Genomic DNA, 24,868 nt, shown 5'->3' with positions numbered 1-24,868 from the left:
GCCGTGGAGACCCCTCGATCCCTCCACGGCAGCCTTCGGACACCCCCTTTGGTGTCCCGCGCCGCCTCCCCGCGGTGCGGGACGGGTTCCGGAAACGGGCCGCTCCTCCTCCGGCCCGCCCCGGAACCCTGGCGTCTGGACGGCTCACCTCCCCAGGGGCCGTCCGGACTTCCCCCCTCGCCGGCGATCCGGTACTCGCTGGCAGAAGGAAGTCTGCCGCGCCGAGGGGTGGCGGGTTGAGTGTGAGAACCCTCAATTACCCGTGGGTAGTAATACTCAAGACGTCTTCGTGCGGCCACGGCTGCGCGTCGCGGCCCGCTTCGCCGTCGTACGCGCCTTCGCGGCCCGCGAAGCAGCCGCCTTGGCCTTGGTGACGGCCGCGTTGCGCGCGTCCTCCGCTTCGGCGGCGCTCTCCTGCAACGCCGCCAGCAGGCGGGTTACTCCTTCGGCCTGCTCCGCGGCCGTCGGCTGCACGACCTCGGCGCCGTCGATCTTCGCCTGGACCAACGCTTCGAAGGCCTCGCGGTAACGGTCGGGGTAGCAGCCGGGATCGAACTCACCGGTCAGCTCCTCGATCAGGTTCACCGCGCGCCGGAGCTCGCCGGGGCGGATGTCGACGTCGGCGTGCTGGAACGGGAAGTCGGGGGTGCGCACTTCGTCGGGCCAGCGCATCGTCTCCAGCACGATCACCTGGTCGCGCACCCGTAGCGCGCCGAGCGTCTCGCGGCGGCGGAGCGCGACGGTGACCAGCGCGAGCCGGCCCGACTGCTGGAGTGCCTCGCTGAACAGCACGTACGGCTTCGTGCCCGCGGGTTCGGGTTCGAGGTAGTAGCTCTTGGCGAACCAGAGCGGATCGACGTCGGGGGCCGGCGCGAACCCGCGGATGGCGATCGTGCGGCCCGCCATCGGGAGCGACGCGAGCTCGTGGTCGGACAGCAGGACGACGTCACCGCCGGGGACGGGGTAGCCGCGGACCATCTCCTCGGGCGGCACCTCGGCGCCGTCGACCTCGCACACGCGTCTGACCCGGATGCGGCCGCCGTCGGACTCGTGCACCTGGTGCAGCGGGATTTCCCGCTCCTCGGTGGCGCTGTACGCCTTCACCGGGATGGCGTAACCGCCGAACCCGATCGTGCCGGTCCACACTGCGCGCATCCGTGCCACCTCCGCAGCTCCCAGGCTAGACAGCGGCTGCGGCGGATCGACAGCTACAAACGGGTGTCAGGCGAGACGGATTCGCTCACACATTCGAACGACGGCGTGACCTCGTCGAGCGCTTCCGCCGAGCACCGGGAGGCGATCGCGGCCGCGCGGAGCACCTCGGTGACCACCTCGACGTCCAGCGGCGGCGCCGCGGCGAGGGCGGCCGAACCGCCTTCGACCCGGGCGGCGAGGCCGGCGAGCGCGTGGGAAATGGCCTCTTGCCCGGCGACCAGCTGGGCGACGACGTCGGTGAGCTCGGCCGTCGTCGCGCCGGGGCCGCCGCAGCGCAGTCCGGCGGCGAGCTCCTCGGCGCAGGACCGCAGGTGGGTGGCGACGACGGTCGGCGGCAGCGTCAGCCGATCCTGCATCGCTCACCCCCTCGGGCCGGTCGAAGCAGCCATAGTGCCACCGCACGCGGCGTGACCGGACGCGACACACCGCCGCCCGCATATTTGACCGAGCGTTCTCGATGCGGCTAGGCTTTCGATCATGTCCCGGGTCAAGGAGTTCGACGTCGGCGAAGCCTGCGACGGCGCGCTCACGCTCTTCCGGCGGCAGGGGTACGAGGCGACGTCGGTCAGCGACCTCGTCACACACCTCGGCGTCGCCAAGGCCAGCCTGTACGCCACTTTCGGCACGAAGCACGACCTCTACGTCACGGCGTTGAAGCGCTACGCCGAACGAACCGACGCACGGGTGATCGCCCAGCTGTCGGAGCCGGGTTCCGGAGTGGCCGCCGTCGGCCGGCTGTTCGACGGCTACACCGCGGAAATCCTGGGTGACGAGACGAGAATGGGTTGCTTCGTCGTGAACGCGGCGATCGAGCTGCTCCCCCACGATCCCGAAGTCGCGCGGGTGGTGGAGCGCAGCTGGAACACCCTCCAGGTCGCCCTCACGATGGCGTTGGAACGAGCGAGGACCCAGGACGAACTCGCCGCCGGCAGCGACCCGGCGACGCTGGCACGTTTCCTGCTCACCGTGCTGCAGGGACTGCGCGTCCTGGGCAAGGGCACCGACGCGGCGAGCCGGGTGAACGCGGCCGTCTCCCAGGCGCTGCGCCTGCTTATACAAGACTGATCGGACCAGAAAGAAGGACCACGATGGGGGCACGTTTTGCGGGCAAGGTCGTCCTGGTGACGGGCGGCGGCTCGGGCATCGGGCGGGCGGCGGCGCAGGCGTTCGCGGACGAAGGCGCGACGGTGGTCGTGGCCGGGCGGGACGGGCAGCGGCTCGAGTCGGCAGTGCGGGAACTCGGCGGCGACGCGAGCGCGGTGACGGTCGACGTGACCGACTCCGCGGACGTGGCGCGGATGGTGGCGACGGTCGTCGCGCGGCACGGCGGGCTGGACGTCGCGTTCAACAACGCAGGCATCCTCGGGTCGCCGGCCCCGGCCGCCGACCTCGGCGAGGACGACTTCGGTGCGGTGCTGGACACGAACGTCACCGGGACGTGGCTGTGCCTGAAGCACGAGGTCGCGCACATGCGGGCGCACGGCGGCGGCGCGATCGTCAACATGGCGTCGAACATCGGCGCGCACGGCCGGCTGCCGAACATGGCGGCCTACGCGGCGTCGAAGGCCGCGGTGAGCGCGCTGACCAGGACGGCGGCGCGCGACCACATCGCCGACGGTGTCCGCATCAACGCCGTCAGCCCGGGCGCGACCGACACGGACATGTCCCGGCGTCCCGGCGAGACGGACGCCGATCGCGCCGAGCGGCTGAAGGGCGCGATTCCGCTGGGCCGGGTGGGTGCCACCGCCGAAGTGGCCGCCGCGGTGCTGTGGCTGGCTTCGGACGAAGCCGCGTTCACCGTGGGGCACGACCTGGTGGTCGACGGTGGCGCGACCGCCTGAGCGGCCCCACCCGGGCCCGCGGATGAGGGCGGGCCGGATCCTCCTCCTCCGGCGCGAATTCACGACTCACGGTTGCGCATGGTGACGATTCCTCTCTCGGACGGGAACGGACGGGGTGCACGGCTGGGTCAGGACTCGCGGTTGCGCACGGCGCTGCTCCTTCCGGCTCGGGTGGGCTGGGGCTTCGGTTCAGGACTCGCGATTGCGCACGACAGCTCTCCTCCCAAGCGCAGGTGAACGGGGGTCATGGCGACTCAGGACTCGCGATTGCGCACGACGGCTCCTCTCAAGCGCAGGCGGACGGGGGTCACGGCGAAGCTCAGGACTCGCGGTTACGCACGACAGCTCCTCTCAAGCGCAGGTGGACGAGGGGCACGGCAGAGCTCAGGACTCGCGATTGCGCACGACAGCTCCTCTCAAGCACGGGCGGACGAGGGGCACAGCGGCTCAGGATTCGCGGTTGCGCATGACGGCCTCCCTCCGGCGGTTCGCGCGGACTTCGGGACTCGGGGGCCTCAGGACTCGCGGTTGCGCATGGCGGCGGCCTCCCTTCACTGCTCCGAACGTGTGGCAATCATCGATCGCGGCCGCCCGGTGTGGTGGGGTGGATGCGGATCGTCGGATCACCCAGGGGAGTTGCACCGCCTTGAGTATGGACGGCGCCCGTCCGGCCCAACCCCGCGCGGGACGGATCCGTGGGGCGCTGAACCCTGCTCACTGGACCCTCTGGCGGCAGCGCGGGTCGCTGATCTTCTACTGCTTCCTCGTCGAGTCCGTGGCGCTCGTGGCGACCACCTGGAGCGCCGTGGAAGTCCCCGCACGCGGGTGGGACGTGGCCGTCTTCGGGGTCCTCGCGGGCCTCGGGGTGCTGCAGGCCGAGCTGGGCCGGAAGATCGAACGCGTCCGACGTCTGGTGTCCGACACCCCGCACATCAACCTGACGTCAGTCTGGACGTTCGCCGGCGTGCTGCTCCTGCCGCCCGCGCTGGTCACCGCGCTGATCGCCGTCCTCTACCTGCACCTGGCGACGCGCAGCCTCGCGAAGATCAAGCGCGTCCCGCCGTTCCGGACGACGCTGAACGCGACGCTGGTCGTCATCACCTGCTACTCGGCCGAACTCGTCCTGAGCCGTCTCGGTGTCCCGGACATGTACGCCGCGCTGACGGCGGGCTGGCGCGGCGTCACGGCCATCGCGCTGGCCGCCGTCACGTACTTCCTGGTCGCGGCGATCACCATCGTCCCGGCGCTGACCATCACCAAGCGCACGATCAAGGCGTTCTTCGGCGGCCTTGGCGACAACCTCCTCGAGGTCGCGACGCTCTGCCTGGGCCTGCTCACGGCGTTGACGCTGGCGACGCTGCCCGCGCTCGCCGTCGCGATCGTGCCGCCGCTGCTGGTGCTGCACCGGGCGGTGCTCATCAAGCAGCTGGAGATCGCCGCGACGACCGACGAGAAGACCGGCCTGTTCAACACGACCGGGTGGCACTTGCTCGCTTCACGCGAACTGGCGCGCGCCCAGCGGAGCACGCGCAGCACGTTCGGCGTGCTGATGATCGACCTGGACTACTTCAAGCTGATCAACGACGAGCACGGCCACCTGGCGGGCGACACGGTGCTGCGCGCGGTCGCGGCGACGATCAAGAGCGCCGTCCGCGACTACGACTCGGTCGGCCGCTTCGGCGGCGAGGAATTCGTCGTCCTGCTGCCGGACATCGGGCCGGCGGCGGTCCTGGCGGTGGCCGAGCGCATCCGTTCGGCGATCGAGTCCCTGCGCGTCGAGTACGAGGACGGCACGGGCACCCGCGCGATCGGCGGCCTGTCCGCCTCCATCGGCGTCGCCACCTACCCGGACGGCGGAACGGCCGTCGACCGCCTGCTGCAGGCCGCGGACAAGGCCCTCTACCGAGCCAAGGACGCGGGCCGCAACCAGGTGGTCGACGGCACGGCGATCGCCTAGGACGCCGCGGCGAGGACGGCCTGCTCCACCTCGCGGCGCCACCCCGGCTCGATGCGGCCGCTCCTCGGGGTCACCGCGAACGAGTCCACCACCGCTCCGCCCAGGGTCGATGCCTTGGCCCAGCGGACCTCCGCGTCACAGCGGCGCAGCGCTCCCGCCACGCGGAACAGCAACCCGATGCGGTCGGCCGCGCGCAGTTCCAGGACCACCGTGTCCGGGCCCGATGTCTCGTCGTCGAACCAGAGCACCTTGGGCGCCACCGGCGCCGGCGCCCCGTAGTCACGTTCCTTCGCCGCCAGGCGCTGCGTCAGCGGTAACGTCCCTGCCACCGCTCGGGCGAACTGCTCCCGCAGCAACGTCGCGTCCGGGAGCGACCCGAACTTCGGCGAGGCCGTGAACACCCCCGCGCGGCCGCCGTTGTGGCCACGCAGGACCGCCGAATGGACCTCCAGGGAGTTCAGGGCCAGCACGCCCGCCGCCGGGGCCAGCAACTCCGCCCTGGCCGGGACCGCCAGCAGGACCGTGACCACCTTTCCGTGGGAGCTGATCCGGATCTCGCCCGTGCCCGAGGTCACCGCCGATGCGACGAGCTCGCGTTGTTCGTCGTCCATCGGCGAGGGGGCCGTGAAACCCTTGCCGTGCAACACTTCTTCGCAGCCCGACACCAGCTCCGCCAGCAGGCGTGCCTTCCAGTCCGTCCACACCCCGGGGCCTGTTGCCAGCGAGTCGGCCTGGGTCAGGGCGTGCAACAACTCGACCAGGACGATGTCGCTGTCCAGGGTTTTCACCACGCGGGCCACCGTGGCCGGCTCGCTGATGTCGCGCCGGGTTGCCGTGTGCGGCAGCAGGAGGTGGTGGCGGACCATTGCCGACACCGTGGCGACGTCGGCCGGGGTGAGGCCCAGCCTGGTCGCGACCTGGGCCGAGATCTTGGCGCCCAGCTCCGAATGATCGGCGTCGCGGCCCTTGCCGATGTCGTGGAGGAGCGCGCCGATCAGCAGCAGGTCCGGGCGGGACACCGTGGTCGTCAGCTTGGCCGCCTCGACGCACGTGCGGACCAGGTGCCGGTCGACGGTCCACTGGTGCACCGGCGAACGCGGCGGCAGGTCGCGGACCGCGCCCCACTCCGGGAACAGGCGGGACCACAGGCCCGTCCGGTCCAGGGACTCGACCGCGTCGACCAGGCCTTCGCCCGCGCCCAGCAGCTCGACCAGGGCGTTCAGCGCCTCGGCCGGCCACGGTGCGCGCAGCTCCGGCGCCGACTCGGCCAGCGCTTTGAGCGTGCCGAGCGCGATCGGCTTGCCCGTGCGCGCCGACGCCGCCGCGACCCGCAGCAGCAGCGCCGGGTCGCGTGCCGGGACGGCGTCGCGGGCCAGCGCCACCTCGTTGCCGTGCAGCACCACGTTTTCCGCGAGCGGCGTCCGCGACGGGCGTCGCCCGAACCGCGACCGAGGTGGCTCCACAGTGGACCGCAGCGCCACGTCCAGCGCGTACGCGATCGTGCGGCCCGCTCCGGACAGCTTGCGGGCCAACGTGAACCGGTCGCCGAAACCGAGCTCGGCCGCGACCAGTTCGGCCTCCGGCGCGGACAGGACGTCCCGTTCGCGCCGGATCTCGCGCCGTAGCTCCGTGCGGACGTCGAGGAGAAGTCCCTTCGCCTCCAGGAGTTCCTCGCCCGGACGCGCGGTGAGCTGCGCCGCGGCGAGGGCTTCCAGCACGGCGAAGTCCCGCAGGCCGCCCCGGCCGTGCTTGAGGTCCGGTTCGGCGGACTGCGCGATTTCGCCGCTGCGGGCCCAGCGCTGCCGGACCGACGCCGTCAGGTCCGCGATCTGCTTGCGCGCTGTGCGGCGCCACTGGTCGCGCGCCGCGGACACCAGGCGGCCGCTCAGCTCGGCGTCCCCGGCGAGGTGCCGGGCGTCGAGCAGGCCCATGGCCACGCGCAGGTCCTCCGAAGCGACCTTCAGCGCCTCACCCGGCGTGCGGACCGAGTGGTCGAGCCCGACTTTCGCGTCCCACAACGGATACCAGAGCGCGTCCGCGATCTCGCCGACACCGCTGTTGCCATTGTGCACCAGCAGCAGGTCGAGATCGGAGAACGGCACCAGTTCCCGGCGGCCGAGCCCGCCCACGGCGACCAGCGCGACACCCGGTTCCGCGGTGTCGACGCCGGCCGCCGAGGCTCCCCTGCCCAGCCAGAACTCGTAGAGGTCGACCAGGGCCGCCCGCAAAGCGGACGCCCCCAGCCTCCCGTGCCTGCCCTCGAGCAGTCGCTCGGTGGCCTTGACCAGTTCGCCCCCGTCGGCCATCCCAGACGCCTTATAGGGCGTCCGTGCCGCGCTCGCCGGTCCGTACCCGGATGACGGTCTCCACCGGCGTCACCCACACCTTGCCGTCACCGATCTTGCCGGTGTGCGCGGCCGTGGTGATGGCCTCGAGGACCTTCTCCACGTTGGTGTCGTCGGTGACGACCTCGACCTTCAGCTTGGCCACGAAGTCCACCGAGTACTCCGCACCGCGGTAGACCTCGGTGTGGCCCTTCTGCCGGCCGTAGCCCTGGACTTCGCTGACCGTCATGCCCAGCACGCCCAGCTGCTCCAGCGCGGAGCGGACGTCGTCGAGCGTGAACGGCTTGACAATCGCCGTGATGAGCTTCATGCCTTGCTCTCCTCGAGTTTCGCGGCCGGGGTGGCGGACTTGACCGGGATGGTCGTCGGCTGGCCGAGGCCACCGCCGGAGCCGGTGAAGTCGTACGCGCTTTCCGCGTGCTGGGCTTCGTCGATGCCGCTGACCTCGTCCTCGGTGCTGACGCGGAAGCCGCCGGCCTTCTTGATCACGAAGCCGATGATGAAGGACAGCACGAAGGAGTACGCGAGCACCGCACCGGCGGCCGCGGCCTGGCGCCCCAGCTGGGTGAACCCGCCGCCGTAGAACAGGCCGTCCGCACCGAGCGCGTTGACGCTGGTGGTGCCGAAGAAGCCGATCAGCAGCGTGCCGACGATGCCGCCGACCAGGTGGACGCCGACGACGTCGAGGGAGTCGTCGAAGCCGAACTTGAACTTGAGCGAGATGGCGAGCGCGCAGACCGCACCGGCGATGAGGCCGATCGCAATGGCCCCGATCGGGCTCACGAAACCACACGCCGGGGTGACGGCGACCAGGCCGGCGACCGCGCCCGAAGCCGCGCCGAGGGTGGTCGGCTTGCCGAACTTGAGCTGCTCCACCAGCAGCCAGCCGAGGACGGCGGCGGCGGTGGCGACGGTGGTGTTGGTGAACGCGACCGCGGCGAGGTCGTTGGCGGCCAGCGCCGAACCGGCGTTGAAGCCGTACCAGCCGAACCACAGCAGCGACGCACCGAGGAGCACGAACGGGACGTTGTGCGGGCGCCCAGTGTCCTTCGGCCAGCCCTTGCGCTTGCCGAGCACGATGGCGAGGGCGAGACCCGCGGCACCGGCGTTGATGTGGACCGCGGTACCACCGGCGAAGTCGAGTGCCTTGAGGTTGTTGGCGATCCAGCCGCCGACGGCGTTCTCGCCGATGAAGCCGTTGAAGGAGAACACCCAGTGCGCGACCGGGAAGTACACGACCGTCACCCAGATGACGACGAACAGCGTCCAGCCCCAGAACTTCGCGCGGTCGGCGATGGCGCCGGAGATCAGCGCGGGCGTGATGATCGCGAACATCAGCTGGAACATCACGAACGCGAGCACCGGCAGCGCGTCCGAACCGGGCCAGGCGACCGCCGGCGTGGTGTCGGTGGCGGCGACCGCGAACCCGGCGAGCTTCCCGAAGGTGTTTTCGAGGCCGGCGAAGTGGAAGTTACCGAGGAAACCTCCGAAAGCGTCGTCGCCGAACGACATCGAGAAGCCGTACAGGGCCCACAGCACCCCCACCACGGCCAGCGCGATGAAGTTCATCATCAGCATGTTCAGGACGCTCTTCGCGCGGACCATGCCGCCATAGAAAAACGCCAGTCCTGGGGTCATGAGCATGACCAGCGCGGCGCTGGCCAATACCCACGCGGTGTCTCCTGCGTTCAGCACATCGTCCTCCCGTGCCCTGGGTTCGTGCGTTGGCAGTTTTGGCGCGCGGTGTTTCACGGGGCGGCGCGCGAGGTTTCGCCCGCGTGAACTGTCCGCGCCCGGTTGTTACGGCCAGGTTTCCCGCGACCCCTCCTGGAGTGTCCGGTTGCGAAACGTCGTGGTCGAATATCCCCATGACACCGGCCGACCACGGGAATGACCCACTGCCACCCCCGGTCGTCGCGGCCCTGCGGTGTTCGGTGTGCGGTGACCCGATCGGCGCAGCGGGACGCACGCTGCGTTGCGGGAATCGCCACTCTTTCGATCTAGCCCGGCAGGGTTACGTGAACCTGTTGCACGCGCGAATCCCGGCCGGGACGGCGGACACCGCACCGATGGTCGCGGCGCGCGCGGACTTCCTCGCCTCGGGCGCGTACGAGCCTCTCGCCGACGAGCTGGCCCGCGTCTGCGCGCCGGCCGGCGGGCTGGTGGTCGACGCCGGCGCGGGCACGGGGTACTACCTCGCGCGGGTGCTGGACGGGTCGGAGGCGTTCGGCCTCGCGCTGGACGTCTCGGCGGTCGCACTGCGGCGGGCGGCGCGAGCCCACCCGCGGCTGGGCGCGGCGGTGTGGAACCTGTGGGAGCCGTGGCCGGTGGGCGACGGCGTGGCGTCGGTCGTGCTGAACGTCTTCGCGCCGCGCAACGGGCCGGAGTTCCACCGCGTGCTGCGCCCCGGCGGTCTGCTGGTCGTCGCCGCGCCGGCCCCGGACCACCTCCGCGAGCTCGGCGACCTCGTGCTGGCCGTCGACGAGCGCAAGGACGAGCGCCTGGACGCCACCCTCGGCGAGCACTTCACGCGCACCGGCCGCACGGAGGTCCGGCGCGAGGTCGAGCTGACGCCGCGGCAGGTGCGCCAGGCGGTCGGGATGGGCCCCGCCGGGTTCCACCTGGACCGCGACGGCCGCCGGGAGCGCCTGGACGCGCTGAGCGAGCCGCAAGTGGTGACGATCTCGTTCACGGTCTCCACGTACCGGCCGCGCTGAGTCTGGAAGGGTGAAGGCGTGAAGCCCGACTGGACCGCGTCCGCGACCCGGCTCGCGGACGCGGAGTGGGTGCGGGCCCGCATCGGCGGCGCCGCGAAGCTGTACGGCTGCGCGCGCCCCGAGGTGCTCGGGACGATCTGGTGGTACTCGCTGTCGTCGGTCCTCGTGGCCCCGGCCGTGGAGGGCCTGGTGGCCGGAGCGCCGGTCGATCCTTCGTTGGCCGCCGTGGAGCTCGACCTCGTCGCCGACGGGCGGTTCCTCGGCGCCCGATCGACCCGTCCGCTGGACGGTGGCCTCCCCGCGGTGGGCGCCGCCCTCACCGAGGCCCTCGGCACCGCGATCAGCACCATCGCGGCCGTCAGCGGGGCGCGGGAACGTGCGCTCGGCGCCATCGCCACCGACTCCATCGGCAACCGGCTGCTGTGGACGCCCGATCCGGAGCGCGCGATGGCCCTCGCCGAACCCCTCGTCGCCGCGATCGGCCTGGACCTGCCGAAGCCGCGTTTCGTGCGCGTCGGCCGCACCCCGGCCGTACGGCGTGCTTCGTGCTGCCTGATCTACGAAGTCGGCAACCCCAAGTGCGTGAGCTGCCCGCGCCAGACGCCGTCAGAGCGCGAAGCCCGCCTTCGCGCCGCCCTGGGTTAGAGCACCGCCAGTTCCAACGCCGCCAGCCGCTCGGGATCGGCGATGACCTCGATGCCGGTGATGCGGTCGCCGTCGACGCGGAACGCCAGGACGACGGCCAGCCGCCCGTCGCGCACCATGAGCAGGCCGGGGGCGCCGTCGACCAGGGCGAGTTCGCTCGCGCGCGCCCGCTCGGACGCCAGGATCGCGCCGCGGCGGACGCTTTCGACACCGCGCAGCTCGATCGACGCCGGGCTGGGGCCGACGAACCGGTCGGCGTGCAGCACCACGTCCGGGTCGAGCAGGGACAGCAGCGCTTCGAAGTCACCGCCGCGCGAGGCCGCCAGGAACGCTTCGACGACCTTGCGCCGCCGGGGCAGGTCCGCGTCCGCCGCCTCGCCGCCCTTCACCCGGCGGCGGGCGCGGCTCGCGAGCTGCCGGGTGGCGGCCGGGGTCTTGCCGATCACCGGCGCGATCTCGTCGAAGGGCACCGCGAACATGTCGTGCAGCACGAACGCGACGCGCTCGGCCGGCCCCAGCGCGTCGAGCACCACCAGCAGCGCGAGCCCGACGGTGTCGGCCAGCTCGGCCTCCTGCCCGGGGTCGCGGCGGTCGTCGTCCGGCTCGGGCTGGGCCTCCAGGGGCTCTTCGCGGTGGTTGCGGCGCGTGCGCAGCAGGGACAGGCACACCCGGGCGACCACGGTGGTCAGCCACGCGGGGAGGTTGTCGATCTCGCCGGTGTCGGTGCGGTGGAACCGCAGCCACGCCTCCTGGACGGCGTCGTCGGCTTCGGCGGCCGAGCCCAGCATGCGGTAGGCGACCGCCCGCAGCCGCGGCCGCTCCCGTTCGAACCGCTCGGTCAGCGCGTCCACTGTGTCTGGTCCCTTCCGTCGCCGCTCGTAGCAGTAGACCCCGCGGCGGCGGGCGATGTGACCGGAATGAACGTGATCCGCGTCATCCGGCGGTGCGGCGCAGGACGCCGGCCAGCAGGGCCGCGGGCTCGGACAGCGGCCCCGGGAGGCGCGCGAGCAGCACCCGCCGCCGCTCCGCCGGGCCGCCGCGCACGTCCAGCACCCGCACGCCCGGCGGCACGGCGTCGGCGAGCGACGCGGGCAACGTCGTCAGCCCGCAGCCGGCGGCGACCAGGTTCAGTTTGGCCAGCCAGTCGCGGGCGGTGTGGGCGATCTCGGGCCGCTCGTCGAGGCCCGGCCAGACGCCCATCAGCGTGTCCTCCCCCGACGACGGCCCGGCGATCCAGCGCTGCCCGCGCAGTTCGGCGACGTCGACCGGGCCGGCGCCGGCCAGCGGGTGGCCCGCGGGCACCGCGAGGCGGAGGCTGCGTTCGGCGAGCGTCTCCAGGTGCAGTGCCGGCGTTTCGGCGTCGGGCGGGCGGAACGGCGGGACCGAGCCGAGAACGGCGAGGTCGATCGTGCCCGCGCGCAGGGCCCGGACGAGGACCGGCGTCGTGCCTTCCCGGGTGACCGCGGTGATGGCGGGGTGCGTGCGCCGGAGTTCGGCGACCGCGCGGGGCACCAGGACCGCGCCCGCGCTGGGGAACCAGCCCAGGCGGACCGTGCCGGCGTCGGCGGGCAGCCCGGCCAGCTCGCGCCCGGCGGCGTCGATCTCGTCGAGCACCGCGATGGCGTGGCGCAGCACGACGGCCCCGGCGGCGGTGAGGCGGACGCCGTCGGGCCTGCGTTCCAGCACGGGTGTCCGGGCCACCCGTTCGAGGGACGCGATCTGCCGCGACACCGCGGACTGCGTGTAGCCGAGCGCTTGGGCGGCCGCCGTGAGGGTGCCGCGCTCGGCGACCTCGCGGAACACGCGCAGGGCGACCAGGGAGACGTCACCGAAGTCCATGACGTCCACGCATACCAGGGATGCATGATTCTCGCTTTTCGCATGGCATTCGCGCTCTTAGCGTGGCGGTATGACACGCACTGCCGTGGTGACCGGGGCCAACCAGGGCCTCGGCTTCGCCCTCGTCCGCGGGCTCGCCGCCCGCCTCGCTCCCGAAGACCTCGTCCTGCTCACCGGCCGCGACGCCGGGCGGGTGGCTGCGGCCGTTTCGAGGGTCGCCGCCGACCCGGCGACGCGCAGCCGGGTCGAGGGGCGCGTCCTCGACGTCTCCGACCCGGCCGCGGTGGCGCGATTCGCCGCGCCGGTCGACATCGTGCTCTCGAACGCCGTCGGCCCGCTCGACCCGGGCCGCCCGCAGGCCGACCAGGCGGATGTCTTCATCGACGTCGCGAACGGCGGCACCCACACGGTGCTGCGGTCGTTCGGCCCGGCCCTGCGGCCGGGCGGGCGGCTGCTGGTCGTGGCCAGCTCGCTGGGCACCCTGGACCACCTGCCCGAGCCGCTGCGGGCGCGCTTCGACGGCGTCTCCTTGGGCGAGGTGGAGAAGGCGGTCGAGGACTGGCGCGCGGCGATCCACGACGGCACGGCCGCCGCGGCGGGCTGGCCGGAGTGGATCAACGTGCCGTCGAAGGTGGCGCAGGTCGCGGCCGTCCGCGCGGTGGCGGCTCGCCGCCGGGAGGCCGACCTCGCGGCCGGCACCCTGCTGGCGGCGGTCTGCCCGGGGTTGATCGACACCCGGGCGTCGCGGCCGTGGTTCAGCGACTTCAGCCGGGCCCAGACCCCGGACGAGGCGGCGCGGGCGGTGCTGGACCTGGTGTTCGCCGACGTGGACCCGGCGACCTACGGCGAACTGGTGCGGTTCGGGAAGGTGCTGCCCTGGCGGAGCTGATTCACAGCACGCAGAACTCGTTGCCCTCGGGATCCGCCAGCACGAAGTGGTCGGGCCGGCCGTCCAGCTTGTCCTCGCGCAGGACGGTCGCGCCCGCGGCGGTCAGGCGGGCGATCGCCTCCACCACCCGCTCCCAGCGGGTCTCCCACGGCACCTCGCGGCCGCCGCCGGCCTGGACGTCCAGGTGGAGGCGGTTCTTCGCGACCTTGGCTTCGGGCACCTTGAGGAAGCTCAGGCTCGGCAGGACGCCCTCCGGGTCGGTCAGGTACGCGCCGTCGTCCCACTCGTCCTCGGGCACGCCGTTGTCGGCGAACCACGCCTCCCAGCTCGCGAACCCCGCCGGGGGCGGGCGTTCGATGTAGCCGAGGGCCACCGCCCAGAACCTGGCCAGGACGCGGGGTTCCGCGCAGTCGATCGTCACGCTCCAGCGCACCGTCACGACAGTGGAGCGTAGCCGCAAGAGGCTCGCTGCACCGCGCGTAACAAGACGCATCGCGGTCACGACTTTCCCGGCACGTTGTACCGGCCGAGAGGGTGGGCGAACAGCCGAATGGACATCGCCATTTCCGTGAACGATCCAGCGCTGCAGGAGTCGTTGCTCGACTGGCTGCGCGGCGACCCCGACTTGCGGCCGGTGGTGAAGAAACGTTTCGAGGCGCCGAAGCCGGGCGAACTGGGAACGATCGCGGACGCGCTGGTCATTTCGGTCGGCAGCGGCGGAGCCCTGACCGTTCTCGCCTCCGCGTTGAAGGCGTGGGTTCAGCGGCCCCGTGGCCGGCACGTCGTCCTCCGGGTGAGCCGTGGCGAACACGGTGAGCAGACCACGGAAATCGACGCCGACCGAATCGGCCCGGACGACCTCGAAGCGATCCTCGACCGCTTGTTCCGGGAGGACGAATCGGCATGACGCCCGCGGTCCGAGGCGAATCGCGCGTCGTGCTCATCGGCACGTCCCAATACACCGACGAGCGCCTTCCGCCCATTCCCGTCGTCGAACAGTGCCTGAACGACATGCGGGAGGTCTTCACGGATCCGGACCACGGCCTCGTCCAGGGCGAGCACTGCACGGTCCTGCTCGACGAACCGGACATCGCCCAGCTGGGGCGGCGGATCCGCGAGGCGATGGCGGGCGCGACGGGTCTCCTGGTCGTCTACTTCGTCGGCCACGGCATCATCGGCCGACGGCACGAGCTGTACCTCGGCCTGCCCGACAGCGACCTCGAACATCCGACATTCGGGTCCTTGTCCTACGACGCGCTGCGAGACCAGATCCTGGACAGCCCGGCGCGCACGAAAGTCGTCATCCTGGACTCCTGCTATTCGGGCCGGGCGATGGGTGAAACGCTCGCGGACCCGGTCGGGGCGGTCGTCGGCCAGCTCGACATCGACGGGACCTACCTGATGACGTCCGCCCAGCGCGACCAGGTCGCCCTGGTGCTCGACGGCGAGCCGCACACCGCGTTCACCGGCCGGCTGCTGCGAGTGCTGAAGACGGGGATCCCGGAAGCGGGCGAGTACCTGACGGTCGACGACGTCTTCCAGCACCTGTCGGCCACGATGACGGCCGCCGGACTGCCCCGGCCGCAGAAGCGCGGCAGCCAGAACTCGGGCCGGTTCCGGATCGCGCGCAACCACGCCATCTCGGCGGAGAACGAAGAGGACCTGGACAGGCGGATCACCGAAGTCGTCCGGCGGGGCCGGGCCGTGAGCTGGCAGCAGCAGCTGCCCGACCTGCAGAAGATCCTGGCCCGCCAGCAGGCAATCCTCGGCGACCGGCACGCGAAGGTTTGGCGCACCGAGCAGCTCGTCGCCCACGCGATCGGCGAAGGCGGCGACCCTTCGGCAGCGGTCGACCGGCTGCGGAACCTGCTCGCCCGGCAGTCCGCCGAGCTCGGCGACGAGCACACCGACACGCTGCGGTCACGGCATCTGCTCGCGGTGAACCTCGGTGAATCGGGACTACGGGAAGAAGCGGTCGGCATGCTTCGCGCCCTTCTGCCAGAAGTACGGCGGATACTGGGGCACCGCGCTCCGGACGCGCTGCGCACACACCACGTGCTCGCCATCAACCTCGCCCTGCTCGGGCACACGGACGAAAGCGTGGCTCTCCTGAGGGAGAACTTGGCTCTGCAGGAGATCCCGCAGAGTTCTGACGCCGCCGAAGTCCTGCGGATCCGGCGGGATCTGACGCTCCTGGGAAGCGAACCACCGATGCCGGAGGACGACGACTTTGTTTGAGCGCTTCACCGCCCGGGCACGACGGGTCGTCGTCCTGGCTCAAGAAGAAGCCAGGATGCTGAACCACAATTACATCGGAACCGAGCATCTCCTCCTGGCACTGTCCGGCGAAGGTGAAGCCGGCGCGGCGTACGCACTCCAAACCGCCGGCGTGACCCACGACTCGATCCATCAGGACGTGGTCGAGGTCATCGGGTCCGGCTCCCACCAGCCGGAAGGGCACATTCCCTTCACCCCGCGCGTGAAGAAGGTGCTCGAGCTCGCCTTGCGGGAATCTCTGCAACTCGGCCACACCTACATCGCGACCGAACACCTTCTGCTCGGCCTGATCCGCGAAGGCGAGGGGGTCGGCGTGCAAGTCCTGGTCAAGCGGGGCGTCCAGCTCGGTGAACTACGCAAATTCACGGTGAAGCTCGTTGCCGAGGGCAGGGAAGGAGCGACGCTCCCGGACGACCGGGAACGCGCTGAGTCCCCTTCCCCTGCCGCTCGGGCGCGGCCGTCGTCGCTGGATCAGCTCGGGCGGAACCTCACCCGGCTGGCCCGGGACGAAGCGCTCGTCCCTACCGTCGGGCGGACCAAGGAAATCGATCGGGTCGTACAGGTCCTGTCCCGCCGGACCCGGCACAATCCGGTCCTCGTCGGCGAACACGGTGTCGGCAAGACAGCCGTCTTCGACGGTCTGGCGCAGCGGATCGTCGCCGACGACGTGCCGGAGCAGCTGAAAGGCCGGGAGATCCATTCGCTCGAGCACGGCGGCCGCGAAAGCGGCCGCCTGCGGGAAGCGCTGGCCGAGGTCAGGGCGCGCAAGGACGTCATCCTGCTGCTCGACGACATCTCCGAACTGTTCCACGGCGGTCACGCCGAGGTGTTCGGCGCGGCGGTGCTCCACGGCGACATCCTCGTCGGGTGCACCGCGACACCCGCGAGCTACCGCGCTGTCATGGCCGATAGCCCCGCTCTGACGCAGCTCTTCCAGCCGATCCAGGTGGCGGAGATGTCCACCGACTCGGCAGTGGAGGTCTTGCGCGTCATGCGCAGCCGGCTCGCCGATCACCACCACCTCGTCATCGAGGACGAAGCGCTGGCCGCGGCCGTCGAGCTGTCTGCGCGCTACAACAGGCAGCACCGGCTGCCGAGAAGCGCGATCGATCTGATCGACGAAGCCTGCGCGCGCAGCGCCGGGGCACAGAGCCTCGGCGAGGCGGATCTGAGCAGGACCATGCAGGATCTGCGGAATGAGTGGAGAGTGGAAGCGCAACTCCTCGGTGGACTCCAACCCGTCTCGGGCGGGCCGCCCACACACTCTGCGCCGGAGGCGTTCCTGCAGGTCTACGGTGGTGTGGACACCGAGATCTGGCGGATCGGCTGAGCCCACTCGCCGGAACGGATGGCAACGCCTCGAGCCCGCCCGTACCGTGGGCTGCGATGAGTGAACGCAGCTGGGGCTTCCGCACCCGCGCCCTGCACGCGGGCGGCACGCCCGACCCGGCGACCGGGGCGCGGGCCGTGCCGATCTACCAGACCACGAGCTTCGTCTTCGAAGACGCCGCCGATGCCGCGAACCTCTTCGCGCTGCAGAAGTACGGGAACGTCTACAGCCGGATCGGGAATCCGACCGTCGCCGCCTTCGAAGAGCGGATCGCCAGTCTCGAAGGGGCCATCGGCGGGGTGGCCGCCGCCAGCGGGCAGGCCGCGGAGTTTCTCACCTTCAGTTCGCTCACCGAGGCCGGCGACCACATCGTCTCCGCGAGCGGCCTCTACGGCGGGACCGTCACCCAGCTCACCGGCACGCTCCGGCGCTTCGGCGTCGAGACCACGTTCGTCAGCGGCGGCATCGACGACTACGCCGCCGCCGTCACCGACCGGACGCGGCTGCTCTACACCGAGGTCATCGGCAACCCCGGCGGCGGCATCGCCGACCTCGCCGCGCTGGCGGACCTCGCGCACGCCCACGACATCCCGCTGGTCGTCGACGCCACTCTCGCCACGCCGTACCTGTGCCGCCCGATCGAGCACGGCGCCGACATCGTGCTGCACTCCGCGACGAAGTTCCTCGGCGGGCACGGGACCACGCTCGGCGGGATCGTCGTCGAGTCCGGGAAGTTCGACTGGGGCAACGGGAAGTTCCCGCGGATGACCGAGACCGTCGACAGCTACGGCGGCCTCCGGTACTGGGAGAACTTCGGCGAGTACGCGTTCTGCACCCGGCTGCGCGCCGAGCAACTGCGGGACATCGGCGCGGTCCTCTCGCCGCACTCGGCCTTCCTACTGCTGCAGGGCGTCGAGACGCTCCCCCAGCGGATAGACGCGCACGTGGCGAACGCCCGGGCGGTCGCCGAGTACCTCGAAGCCGACCCGCGCGTGGCCTGGGTGTCCTATGCCGGGCTGCCGTCGCACCCGCACCACGACCTGGCCCGCCGGTACCTCCCCGCCGGGCCGGGCGCGGTGTTCTCCTTCGGCATCGACGGCGGCCGTGCGGCCGGCGAGAAGTTCGTCGAATCGGTGGAGCTGCTGTCGCACCTGGCGAACGTCGGGGACGCGCGGACGCTCGTCATCCACCCGGCCTCGACCACGCACGCGCAACTGTCGGAGGAGCAGCTCGCCGCCGCGGGCGTCGGGCCCGACCTGATCCGCCTGTCGGTCGGGCTGGAAGACCTCGACGACATCCTCTGGGACCTCGACCAGGCCCTCGGCAAGGCAGTGGCCGGATGACCCACGAGGTCAGCGCCGCCGAGCGGCGCGCGATCCTGCGGCGGACGCGGTCGGTGACGCTGGTCGGCGCGTCGGCCAACCCGGCGCGGCCCAGCTACTTCGTCGCGACCTACCTGCTTTCGTCGACGCGCTACGAGGTCGACTTCGTCAACCCGCGCCTGGACACCCTGTTCGGGAAGCCGGTGTACGCGTCGCTGAAGGACGTCCCGGGCGAACCGGACCTGGTCAGCGTGTTCCGCAAGCACGACGACCTGCCGCAGGTCGCCGAGGAGGTCATCGACGCCGGCGCGCGGACGCTGTGGCTGCAACTCGGGTTGTGGCACGAACCGGTGGCCGACCGGGCGCGCGAAGCGGGTCTGGACGTCGTGATGAACCGGTGCGTGAAGATCGAGCACGCGCGCTTCGCCGGCGGGCTGCACCTGGCCGGGTTCAACACCGGCGTGATCAGCTCGCGGCGGCAGTCGGCGCCGTAGGGAAGACCGCGGCGGCGGCCGCTGTTGGCTCGGGTATGACCTTGGGGATCACGTTCTCCGGCGGCCCGACCGCCCTCCTGGAGCTGGGCGGCGTCCGGCTGCTCACCGACCCGACCTTCGACGCGCCCGGCGACCACCCGAGCGGTGAGCGCGTGCTGGTCAAGACCGAGGATTCGGTGCTGACCGAAGAGGCGGCCGGGGTGGTGGACGCCGTCCTGCTGTCGCACGACCAGCACCCCGACAACCTCGACGACCGCGGCCGCGCGTACCTCGCGACGGTGCCGCTGACACTGATCACGCCCAGCGGCGCCGCGCGGCTCGGCGGGACGGCGCGGGGCCTGGAGCCCTGGGAATCGACGCAGGTGGGCCCGCTGACCGTCACGGCGGTCCCGGCGCTGCACGGGCCGCACGGGGCCACGCGGCTCACCGGGGACGTCACGGGCTTCGTGCTGACCGGCGACGAGCTGCCGACGGTGTACGTGAGCGGTGACAACGCGTCGGTGGACGTGGTCCGCGAGATCGCGGCGCGGTTCCGGGTGGAGATCGCGGTGCTGTTCGCCGGCGCGGCCCGGACGCCGCTGTTCGACGGGGCACCGCTGACCCTGACCAGCGCGGACGCGGCCGACGCGGCGAAGGTGCTGGGCGCGCGGAAGGTGGTTCCGCTGCATTTCCGCGGCTGGGGGCACTTCAGCGAGGGGCCGGACACGCTGCGGGAGGCCTTCGAGGCGGCCGGGCTGGCGGACCGGCTCGTCCTGCTCCAGCCCGGGGAACGCGCGGAGGTCTGACACGCCCGATCTCGCACCCTAGACTTAAACGCCTCACCGATGTGGCAATTAACCCTAGGGTGCGAGAGCGGGTCCGGTGGGGGCCGTGAGAGGCTGGCGGCATGGCCAAGCCGACCCCGCTGCAGTTCCGGAACCTTCTCGTGGCCGCCCTCGCGGCCGCCGGCTTCGTGTGGAGCATCGTGGCGGGCATGCCGTGGTGGGTCAGCGCGATCATCGGCTGCGCCTGCGTCCTGTCGCTGGCCTCCGCCTACCTCAACCGCCCCGACGCGAACTGACCGCGAGCCGCCTGCGGGATGCGGCTCGCGGTCCGGTCAGCGCGTCTTGTCGAACCGGGCCTTCAGATTCGTCCGGCCCGCCTCCGTGAGCCGGCCGAACAGGCGCAAGCGGGCCAGGCCGCCGTCCGGGTAGATGTCGAGGCGGGCCTCCGTCACCTCCGGGCCGTCCGGGAGCGCGAAGCGGTGCCGGGTGTCCGGCTGCAACCGCGTCTTCGGCAGCAACGGGACCCACTCGCCGTACGTCTCCCGGCCGCTGACCGAGGCCCAGCCCGGCGCGTTGCCCTTCAGGTTGCTCGTGTCCAGCTCCACGAACCGGACGAGCCCGGCGCCCGCCAGCCGGAGCGTCACCCAGTCGTTGCCGGCGTCGCGACGGCGGGCCGTCTCCCAGCCCTCCGCTTGGTGGGCCGCCAAGCCCGGCGAGAGGATGTTGTTGGGTGACGAATAAAACCGGTTGCTGCAGCCGGTGACGATCGCACCGTTCTCCAGCGCCGCCAGGTCGAGGGCGTCCAGGTCGAGCAGCGCCGGGTCCGGGATCGGCGCGCCGTGGACGCGCAGGCGGGCCACTCCGCCGTCCGGGTGCTGCGTCAGGCGGACGTGCGTGTACCGCCGGGAACCGTTGACCGCGTAGAAGTTCTCCGTGTGGCCCGCGGCCGGCGCGCGGTCGACCAGGACGTCCCACTCGGCCGCGGCCACCTCCGCCGCCGACGGGTAGCCCGGGAGCGACGTCGCTTCCACCGAGACGAACGGGGGGTAGTTGCCCTTGAAGAACGCCGTGTCGACGATGACGCCGGTGATCGTGCCGGCCAGGCCGAGGCGGACGATCGCCTGGTCGTCGCCCGGTTCGCGGTGGCGGCGGGTCTCCCAGCCGTCGTAGACCTGGCCTTTGGGGCCGAACGTCTCCGCGCGATGCGCCGGCACCCACGGGTTGACCAGGTTCTCCTTCTCGGCGAAGAGCTCGTCGGTCGCCCACATCACCGTGCCGCCGAAGCGGCGGGACGCGAGGTCGGGCAGTTCTGTCCACTCCGGACGGTCGGACACCAGCGCCTCCATTTCAGCAGTTCCCCCGGGTCAGCAGCGCGCCGCGCGGCTCGTCGCCGGTGATTTCGGTGCCCCGCAGCCACGTCGAGCGCACGACGCCGGCGAGCGGCCGCCGGTCGTAGGCGCTGACCGGGTTGCGGTGCTTCAGTTTCGCGACGTCGACCACGAACGCCTCGTCCGGCGCGAACACGCAGAAGTCCGCGTCGTACCCGGCCGCCAGGTGGCCCTTGCGGCGCATCCCGGCCTGCGCCGCCGGGCGCTCGGCCATCCAGCGGACGACGTCGGTGAGCGCGAACCCGCGCTGCCGCGCCTGCGTCCAGATCGCCGGCAGCCCCAGCTGCAGGCTGGAAATCCCGCCCCACGCCTGGCCGAAGTCGCCGCTGTCGAAGCGTTTCAGCTCCGGCGTGCACGGCGAATGGTCGCTGACGATCGTGTCGATCACGCCGTCGGCGAGGCCTTGCCAGAGCAGCTCGCGGTTGGCCGCCTCGCGGATCGGCGGGCAGCACTTGAACTGCGTGGCGCCGTCGCGGATCTCCTCGGCGACGAAACTCAGGTAGTGCGGGCAGGTCTCCGCCGTCAACGCCACGCCGTCGCGGCGCGCGGAAGCGATCAGCGGCAGGGCGTCCGAAGAGGACAGGTGCAGGATGTGCGCTCGCGCGTCGTTCCGGCGGGCCGCCTCGATGACGTGCGAGATCGCGAGGTTCTCCGCCCGCCGCGGCCGCGAGTGCAGGAAGTCGACATAGCGACCGCCGTGCGGCTCCGGGGCCGCGTCGATCTCGTGGGCGTCCTCGGCGTGGACGATCATCAGCGCGTCGAAGGAACCCAGCTCCCGCAACGCTTCGTCGAGCCCGGCCGGGTCGAGCGGCGGGAACTCGTCGACGCCGGAGTGCAGCAGGAAGCACTTGAAGCCGAACACCCCGGCGTCGTGCAGGCCGCGCAAGTCCCCCGCGTTGCCCGGGATCGCGCCGCCCCAGAAGCCGACGTCGACGTGCACCCGGCCGGTCGCCGCCGTGCGCTTGACCTCCAGGGCCGCGACGTCGACCGTCGGCGGCAGGCTGTTCAGCGGCATGTCCACGATCGTGGTCACCCCGCCCGCCGCGGCCGCGCGGGTCGCCGTCTCGAAGCCTTCCCACTCGGCGCGGCCGGGGTCGTTGACGTGGACGTGCGTGTCGACCAGTCCCGGCAGCAGGACGACGTCGTCACCGAGGTCGAGGACGCGGTCGCCGGTCAGCGAGGCGCCGCCGGGTTCGACGGCGACGATCCGGCCGCCGTCGACGCCGATGGTCGCCGGGACCTCACCCTCGCGTGTCACGGCCCGGGCGGCGCGCACCACAAGATCCATCCGAAGCCCTTCGTCGGGAGGAATGACCCGCCGATTTCACAGTACGGAACGGCGGTTTCGCACAACGACAGTAACCACGGCGCGCGCCGCTCGTCAACGACGGACGTCGCGCGTTACGGTCATCTTCGTGCGGCTAGAAGCGGAGTTCACCAGCGAACCGTTCCACGGCGAGGGTTCGCCGCCCGAGCACGCCGTCGCCGCGCGCGACGCCGCCGCGGAAGCCGGGCTGGACACCGATTTCGGCCCGCTCGGCACGCTCGCCCGCGGGGAGGCGAAGGAACTGCTCGAAGCCCTCCCGGCGATCGCGAAGGCGGCCTTGGACGGCGGTGCCACGCGCGTCACGCTGCAACTGCGCCGGGCCGACGATCCGGGCAGCGCCCCCGTCGTCGAACTGAACGACGCCCTCGCCCGGCTGATCGCCGACGTCGAGCGGGAACTGGGCGCCAAGCTGGGCGAACTCGACCGCGCGGGCAAGCAGCGGGCGGTGCGGCTGCTGCGCGAGCGCGGCGCCTTCGGGCTGCGGAAATCCGTCTCGTCGGTGGCCGACGCGCTGGGCGTCACGCGCTTCACCGTCTACAACTACCTCAACCGGGAAGCCGACTGACCAGCGCTTTCAACAAAATGTTGACGTAACTTCGGCGCCGACGTACGGTCGGTCCGTGCTGCTCTCCGAGTTCAACACCACCGACGTCCGCCCGCTGCTGGCGGACTGCCTCGCCGTGCCCCGGTGGGTCGAGGCCGTGGCCGCCGGGCGGCCGTACGCCGACCTCGACGCGCTGAAGGCCGCCGCCGAGCTGCCGTTGAGCAGCGACGAGATCCGGCAGGCGATGGCCGCGCACCCGCGGATCGGCGAGAAACCGGCGGGCGGCTTCGCCCGGTCCGAACAGTCCGGTGTGGACAACCCCGCTGCGTTCGCCACCGCGAATGCCGAGTACGAAGCCAAGTTCGGGCACGTCTACCTGGTCTGCGCGAGCGGCCGCAGCGGCGACGAACTCCTGGGGATCCTGCGCGAACGGCTGACCAACGACCCGGCCACCGAGCTCGCCGTCGCCGGCCGTGAGCTGCTGAAGATCGCCGAACTCCGACTCGCGAAAGCGGTGACCGCGTGAGCCTCGTGACCACCCACGTCCTCGACACGGCAGCCGGACGCCCGGCCGCGGGAATCGGCGTCCGCTTCGAGACCGCCGACGGGAAGCCGATCGCCGAGGGCCACACCGACGACGACGGCCGCATCCGCGACCTCGGCCCGGAAACCCTGGCGCCGGGCGCCTACCGGCTGGTCTTCGCCACCGGCGCCTACCTGGGCCCGGACGCCTTCTTCCCGGAGGTCACCCTGACCTTCCGGATCGCCGACGGCACCGCGCACCACCACGTGCCGCTCCTGCTCAGCCCGTTCGCCTATTCGACCTACCGAGGGAGCTGACCGTGGCCATCACCCTGGGCCCCAACCAGTACGGCAAGGCGGAGGTCCGCCTGGTGACGGTGCGCCGCGACGGCCCGGTGCACCACCTGAAGGACCTGACCGTGTCGACGTCGCTGCGCGGCGAGCTGGCCGCGACGCACCTGACCGGTGACAACGCCGGCGTGCTGGCGACCGACACGCAGAAGAACACGGTGTACGCCTTCGCGAAGGAGGCGCCGGTCGGCGAAATCGAGGACTTCGGCCTGCGGCTGGCCCGCCACTTCGCCGGCTCGCAGGAGAACATCACCGGCGCGCGGATCAGGCTCGAGGAGCACGGCTGGGACCGGATCGCCGTCGCCGGCGAGCCGCACGACCACGCGTTCAGCCGCTCCGGCGACGAGCGCCGCACGACGGCGGTGACGGTCCAGGGCGACCGCGCCTGGGTGGTCTCCGGCATCGACGGCCTGACGCTGCTGAAGTCGACGGGCTCGGAGTTCCACGGCTTCCCGCGAGACCGGTACACGACCCTCGCCGAGACGAACGACCGGATCCTGGCGACGGCGATCACGGCGAAGTGGCGCTACCAGGGCGAGAACCTCGACTGGGCGGAGAGCCACCGCGAGATCCGGCGGCTGATGCTGGAGACGTTCGCGACCAAGCACAGCCTTTCGCTGCAGCAGACGCTGTACGCCATGGGCGAGTCGGTGCTCGAAAAGCGGCCCGAGGTCGCCGAAGTGCGGCTGTCCCTGCCGAACAAGCACCACTTCCTGGTGGACCTGAGCCCGTTCGGGCTGAAGAACGACAACGAAGTGTTCTACGCGGCGGACCGGCCGTACGGCCTGATCGAGGGCACGATCCTGCGCGACGACGCCGAGGACCCGGGCCCGGCCTGGGACATCCACTGACGTTCACCGCCTTCACCGGCGGGACCCCCTCGAAGGCTCCGCCGACGCGCGCCGCTGCCCCCACCCTCTCCGACAGGGCCGGCAAAGTCGGAGCGCACTCAGGGCGGGTACCTCAACGGCCCGAACGAGACGCGGACACCAAGACCCGCACCCCACCCAGACCTCCCCCACCGCCCCGATCCGAAGCCCAAACACGGCCGGTGGTGCCGGGTCAAGGCATCTTTCCCGCCTTGACGCGGTACCACCGGCC

Annotated in this window: 27 protein-coding genes; 17 read left to right on the top strand and 10 right to left on the bottom strand. The window is 71.7% G+C overall.

Translation table 11 applies throughout. From position 1 onward, the window contains the following. Positions 1-276 precede the first annotated feature (276 nt). Positions 277-1,155 carry a non-homologous end joining protein Ku gene (gene ku, locus ACWEVN_RS20375; RefSeq protein WP_452052292.1) on the bottom strand — a complete coding sequence of 293 codons (879 nt, stop codon included), beginning with the start codon at positions 1,153-1,155 and terminating at the stop codon, positions 277-279. Positions 1,156-1,208: 53 nt separating this feature from the next. Beyond that, positions 1,209-1,571, bottom strand: coding sequence for a hypothetical protein (locus tag ACWEVN_RS20370; protein WP_013223841.1), 363 nt, complete (start codon positions 1,569-1,571; stop codon positions 1,209-1,211). 121 nt (positions 1,572-1,692) lie between these two features. Between ACWEVN_RS20370 and ACWEVN_RS20365 the strand changes: the two genes are divergently transcribed. From ACWEVN_RS20365 to ACWEVN_RS20355, 3 genes are all read left to right on the top strand, one after another. Then, positions 1,693-2,280, top strand: a complete 588-nt coding sequence (locus ACWEVN_RS20365) for a TetR/AcrR family transcriptional regulator (protein ID WP_452052291.1) — start codon at positions 1,693-1,695, stop codon at positions 2,278-2,280. Between the two features lie 23 nt (positions 2,281-2,303). Continuing rightward, positions 2,304-3,056, top strand: a complete 753-nt coding sequence (locus tag ACWEVN_RS20360) for a glucose 1-dehydrogenase (protein ID WP_452052290.1) — start codon at positions 2,304-2,306, stop codon at positions 3,054-3,056. Between the two features lie 652 nt (positions 3,057-3,708). Next, entirely contained in the window at positions 3,709-5,013 is a 1,305-nt protein-coding gene (locus ACWEVN_RS20355; RefSeq protein ID WP_452052289.1) for a GGDEF domain-containing protein, read from the top strand. Here the strand turns inward: ACWEVN_RS20355 and ACWEVN_RS20350 are convergent. Genes ACWEVN_RS20350 through ACWEVN_RS20340 form a run of 3 tightly spaced genes read right to left on the bottom strand, consistent with a single transcriptional unit; the run spans position 5,010 to position 9,053 of the window. Next, the gene (locus ACWEVN_RS20350; RefSeq protein ID WP_452052288.1) at positions 5,010-7,319 is read right to left on the bottom strand and encodes a [protein-PII] uridylyltransferase; all 2,310 of its coding nucleotides are present in this window, start codon (positions 7,317-7,319) and stop codon (positions 5,010-5,012) included. The genes ACWEVN_RS20355 and ACWEVN_RS20350 overlap by 4 nt on opposite strands. A gap of 10 nt (positions 7,320-7,329) precedes the next feature. Beyond that, positions 7,330-7,668, bottom strand: a complete 339-nt coding sequence (locus ACWEVN_RS20345; RefSeq protein ID WP_013223833.1) for a P-II family nitrogen regulator — start codon at positions 7,666-7,668, stop codon at positions 7,330-7,332. Next, a complete protein-coding gene (locus ACWEVN_RS20340) occupies positions 7,665-9,053 on the bottom strand; it encodes an ammonium transporter (protein ID WP_449683684.1) in 1,389 nt (462 codons plus the stop codon). The genes ACWEVN_RS20345 and ACWEVN_RS20340 overlap by 4 nt, the downstream gene beginning before the upstream one ends. Positions 9,054-9,226: 173 nt before the next feature. Between ACWEVN_RS20340 and ACWEVN_RS20335 the strand changes: the two genes are divergently transcribed. After that, positions 9,227-10,075: a putative RNA methyltransferase gene (locus tag ACWEVN_RS20335; protein ID WP_452052287.1), complete on the top strand. Its 849-nt coding sequence runs from the start codon at positions 9,227-9,229 to the stop codon at positions 10,073-10,075. An 18-nt stretch (positions 10,076-10,093) separates the two neighbouring features. Beyond that, on the top strand, positions 10,094-10,720 hold the full coding sequence (locus ACWEVN_RS20330; protein ID WP_452052286.1) for a (2Fe-2S)-binding protein: 627 nt from the start codon (positions 10,094-10,096) through the stop codon (positions 10,718-10,720). On the opposite strand, the gene ACWEVN_RS20325 is transcribed toward ACWEVN_RS20330, so the two are convergent. Both ACWEVN_RS20325 and ACWEVN_RS20320 read right to left on the bottom strand, forming a co-directional pair. Then, a complete protein-coding gene (locus ACWEVN_RS20325; protein ID WP_452052285.1) occupies positions 10,717-11,571 on the bottom strand; it encodes a sigma-70 family RNA polymerase sigma factor in 855 nt (284 codons plus the stop codon). The genes ACWEVN_RS20330 and ACWEVN_RS20325 overlap by 4 nt on opposite strands. An 82-nt stretch (positions 11,572-11,653) precedes the next feature. Beyond that, the gene (locus ACWEVN_RS20320) at positions 11,654-12,559 is read right to left on the bottom strand and encodes a LysR family transcriptional regulator (protein ID WP_452052297.1); all 906 of its coding nucleotides are present in this window, start codon (positions 12,557-12,559) and stop codon (positions 11,654-11,656) included. 70 nt (positions 12,560-12,629) lie between these two features. Here ACWEVN_RS20320 and ACWEVN_RS20315 point away from each other — a divergent pair, with 70 nt between their 5' ends. Further along, positions 12,630-13,448, top strand: a complete 819-nt coding sequence (locus tag ACWEVN_RS20315) for an SDR family NAD(P)-dependent oxidoreductase (RefSeq protein ID WP_452052284.1) — start codon at positions 12,630-12,632, stop codon at positions 13,446-13,448. A gap of 1 nt (position 13,449) precedes the next feature. Here ACWEVN_RS20315 and ACWEVN_RS20310 read toward each other — a convergent pair whose 3' ends face one another. After that, positions 13,450-13,869: a VOC family protein gene (locus ACWEVN_RS20310; RefSeq protein WP_310974759.1), complete on the bottom strand. Its 420-nt coding sequence runs from the start codon at positions 13,867-13,869 to the stop codon at positions 13,450-13,452. Between the two features lie 129 nt (positions 13,870-13,998). Here ACWEVN_RS20310 and ACWEVN_RS20305 point away from each other — a divergent pair, with 129 nt between their 5' ends. The 7 genes from ACWEVN_RS20305 to ACWEVN_RS20275 all read left to right on the top strand — a co-directional run bounded on the left by ACWEVN_RS20305 (position 13,999) and on the right by ACWEVN_RS20275 (position 19,931). After that, positions 13,999-14,355: an effector-associated constant component EACC1 gene (locus ACWEVN_RS20305; RefSeq protein ID WP_449683690.1), complete on the top strand. Its 357-nt coding sequence runs from the start codon at positions 13,999-14,001 to the stop codon at positions 14,353-14,355. Then, positions 14,352-15,686 carry a caspase, EACC1-associated type gene (locus ACWEVN_RS20300; RefSeq protein ID WP_452052283.1) on the top strand — a complete coding sequence of 445 codons (1,335 nt, stop codon included), beginning with the start codon at positions 14,352-14,354 and terminating at the stop codon, positions 15,684-15,686. Before ACWEVN_RS20305 ends, ACWEVN_RS20300 begins: the two co-directional genes overlap by 4 nt. Then, the gene (locus ACWEVN_RS20295) at positions 15,679-17,055 is read left to right on the top strand and encodes a Clp protease N-terminal domain-containing protein (RefSeq protein WP_452052282.1); all 1,377 of its coding nucleotides are present in this window, start codon (positions 15,679-15,681) and stop codon (positions 17,053-17,055) included. The genes ACWEVN_RS20300 and ACWEVN_RS20295 overlap by 8 nt, the downstream gene beginning before the upstream one ends. A gap of 56 nt (positions 17,056-17,111) precedes the next feature. Further along, positions 17,112-18,398 carry an O-acetylhomoserine aminocarboxypropyltransferase/cysteine synthase family protein gene (locus ACWEVN_RS20290; protein WP_452052281.1) on the top strand — a complete coding sequence of 429 codons (1,287 nt, stop codon included), beginning with the start codon at positions 17,112-17,114 and terminating at the stop codon, positions 18,396-18,398. Next, a complete protein-coding gene (locus ACWEVN_RS20285; RefSeq protein WP_452052280.1) occupies positions 18,395-18,871 on the top strand; it encodes a CoA-binding protein in 477 nt (158 codons plus the stop codon). Before ACWEVN_RS20290 ends, ACWEVN_RS20285 begins: the two co-directional genes overlap by 4 nt. 35 nt (positions 18,872-18,906) lie before the next feature. Beyond that, positions 18,907-19,656, top strand: a complete 750-nt coding sequence (locus ACWEVN_RS20280) for an MBL fold metallo-hydrolase (RefSeq protein ID WP_452052279.1) — start codon at positions 18,907-18,909, stop codon at positions 19,654-19,656. 101 nt (positions 19,657-19,757) lie between these two features. Beyond that, complete coding sequence (locus ACWEVN_RS20275; RefSeq protein ID WP_310974466.1) at positions 19,758-19,931, top strand: hypothetical protein; 174 nt, start codon at positions 19,758-19,760, stop codon at positions 19,929-19,931. A 36-nt stretch (positions 19,932-19,967) separates the two neighbouring features. On the opposite strand, the gene alc is transcribed toward ACWEVN_RS20275, so the two are convergent. Next, the gene (gene alc, locus ACWEVN_RS20270) at positions 19,968-20,981 is read right to left on the bottom strand and encodes an allantoicase (RefSeq protein WP_452052278.1); all 1,014 of its coding nucleotides are present in this window, start codon (positions 20,979-20,981) and stop codon (positions 19,968-19,970) included. A 1-nt stretch (position 20,982) separates the two neighbouring features. Beyond that, positions 20,983-22,311: an allantoinase AllB gene (gene allB / locus ACWEVN_RS20265; RefSeq protein ID WP_452052277.1), complete on the bottom strand. Its 1,329-nt coding sequence runs from the start codon at positions 22,309-22,311 to the stop codon at positions 20,983-20,985. Positions 22,312-22,438: 127 nt separating this feature from the next. On the opposite strand from allB, the gene ACWEVN_RS20260 reads away from it, so the two are divergent. From ACWEVN_RS20260 to pucL, 4 genes are read left to right on the top strand one after another with little or no spacing between them, the layout of a single operon-like run. Further along, positions 22,439-22,915 carry a helix-turn-helix domain-containing protein gene (locus ACWEVN_RS20260; RefSeq protein WP_086837781.1) on the top strand — a complete coding sequence of 159 codons (477 nt, stop codon included), beginning with the start codon at positions 22,439-22,441 and terminating at the stop codon, positions 22,913-22,915. 55 nt (positions 22,916-22,970) lie between these two features. After that, entirely contained in the window at positions 22,971-23,420 is a 450-nt protein-coding gene (uraD, locus tag ACWEVN_RS20255) for a 2-oxo-4-hydroxy-4-carboxy-5-ureidoimidazoline decarboxylase (RefSeq protein WP_452052276.1), read from the top strand. Next, positions 23,417-23,734 (top strand): hydroxyisourate hydrolase, encoded by a 318-nt coding sequence (gene uraH, locus ACWEVN_RS20250; protein WP_452052275.1) that lies wholly within the window; start codon positions 23,417-23,419, stop codon positions 23,732-23,734. The genes uraD and uraH overlap by 4 nt, the downstream gene beginning before the upstream one ends. 2 nt (positions 23,735-23,736) lie before the next feature. Next, positions 23,737-24,618, top strand: a complete 882-nt coding sequence (gene pucL, locus ACWEVN_RS20245; protein WP_452052274.1) for a factor-independent urate hydroxylase — start codon at positions 23,737-23,739, stop codon at positions 24,616-24,618. Positions 24,619-24,868 lie beyond the last annotated feature (250 nt).

The organism is Amycolatopsis sp. NPDC003861 (assembly GCF_053605405.1).
Note: the sequence above shows the minus strand (reverse complement) of the source record. Positions and strands in the feature narration are given on the sequence as shown.

Coding starts and splice junctions, on each gene's coding strand:
- ACWEVN_RS20370 (WP_013223841.1), bottom strand. CDS start 1,571: ATGCAGGATCGGCTGACGCTGCCGCCGACCGTCGTCGCCACCCACCTG.
- ACWEVN_RS20350 (WP_452052288.1), bottom strand. CDS start 7,319: ATGGCCGACGGGGGCGAACTGGTCAAGGCCACCGAGCGACTGCTCGAG.
- ACWEVN_RS20335 (WP_452052287.1), top strand. CDS start 9,227: ATGACACCGGCCGACCACGGGAATGACCCACTGCCACCCCCGGTCGTC.
- ACWEVN_RS20305 (WP_449683690.1), top strand. CDS start 13,999: ATGGACATCGCCATTTCCGTGAACGATCCAGCGCTGCAGGAGTCGTTG.
- ACWEVN_RS20315 (WP_452052284.1), top strand. CDS start 12,630: ATGACACGCACTGCCGTGGTGACCGGGGCCAACCAGGGCCTCGGCTTC.
- ACWEVN_RS20300 (WP_452052283.1), top strand. CDS start 14,352: ATGACGCCCGCGGTCCGAGGCGAATCGCGCGTCGTGCTCATCGGCACG.
- ACWEVN_RS20275 (WP_310974466.1), top strand. CDS start 19,758: ATGGCCAAGCCGACCCCGCTGCAGTTCCGGAACCTTCTCGTGGCCGCC.
- ku (WP_452052292.1), bottom strand. CDS start 1,155: ATGCGCGCAGTGTGGACCGGCACGATCGGGTTCGGCGGTTACGCCATC.
- allB (WP_452052277.1), bottom strand. CDS start 22,311: ATGGATCTTGTGGTGCGCGCCGCCCGGGCCGTGACACGCGAGGGTGAG.
- ACWEVN_RS20355 (WP_452052289.1), top strand. CDS start 3,709: ATGGACGGCGCCCGTCCGGCCCAACCCCGCGCGGGACGGATCCGTGGG.
- ACWEVN_RS20360 (WP_452052290.1), top strand. CDS start 2,304: ATGGGGGCACGTTTTGCGGGCAAGGTCGTCCTGGTGACGGGCGGCGGC.
- ACWEVN_RS20280 (WP_452052279.1), top strand. CDS start 18,907: ATGACCTTGGGGATCACGTTCTCCGGCGGCCCGACCGCCCTCCTGGAG.
- ACWEVN_RS20365 (WP_452052291.1), top strand. CDS start 1,693: ATGTCCCGGGTCAAGGAGTTCGACGTCGGCGAAGCCTGCGACGGCGCG.
- ACWEVN_RS20345 (WP_013223833.1), bottom strand. CDS start 7,668: ATGAAGCTCATCACGGCGATTGTCAAGCCGTTCACGCTCGACGACGTC.
- ACWEVN_RS20320 (WP_452052297.1), bottom strand. CDS start 12,559: ATGGACTTCGGTGACGTCTCCCTGGTCGCCCTGCGCGTGTTCCGCGAG.
- ACWEVN_RS20285 (WP_452052280.1), top strand. CDS start 18,395: ATGACCCACGAGGTCAGCGCCGCCGAGCGGCGCGCGATCCTGCGGCGG.
- alc (WP_452052278.1), bottom strand. CDS start 20,981: ATGGAGGCGCTGGTGTCCGACCGTCCGGAGTGGACAGAACTGCCCGAC.
- ACWEVN_RS20290 (WP_452052281.1), top strand. CDS start 17,112: ATGAGTGAACGCAGCTGGGGCTTCCGCACCCGCGCCCTGCACGCGGGC.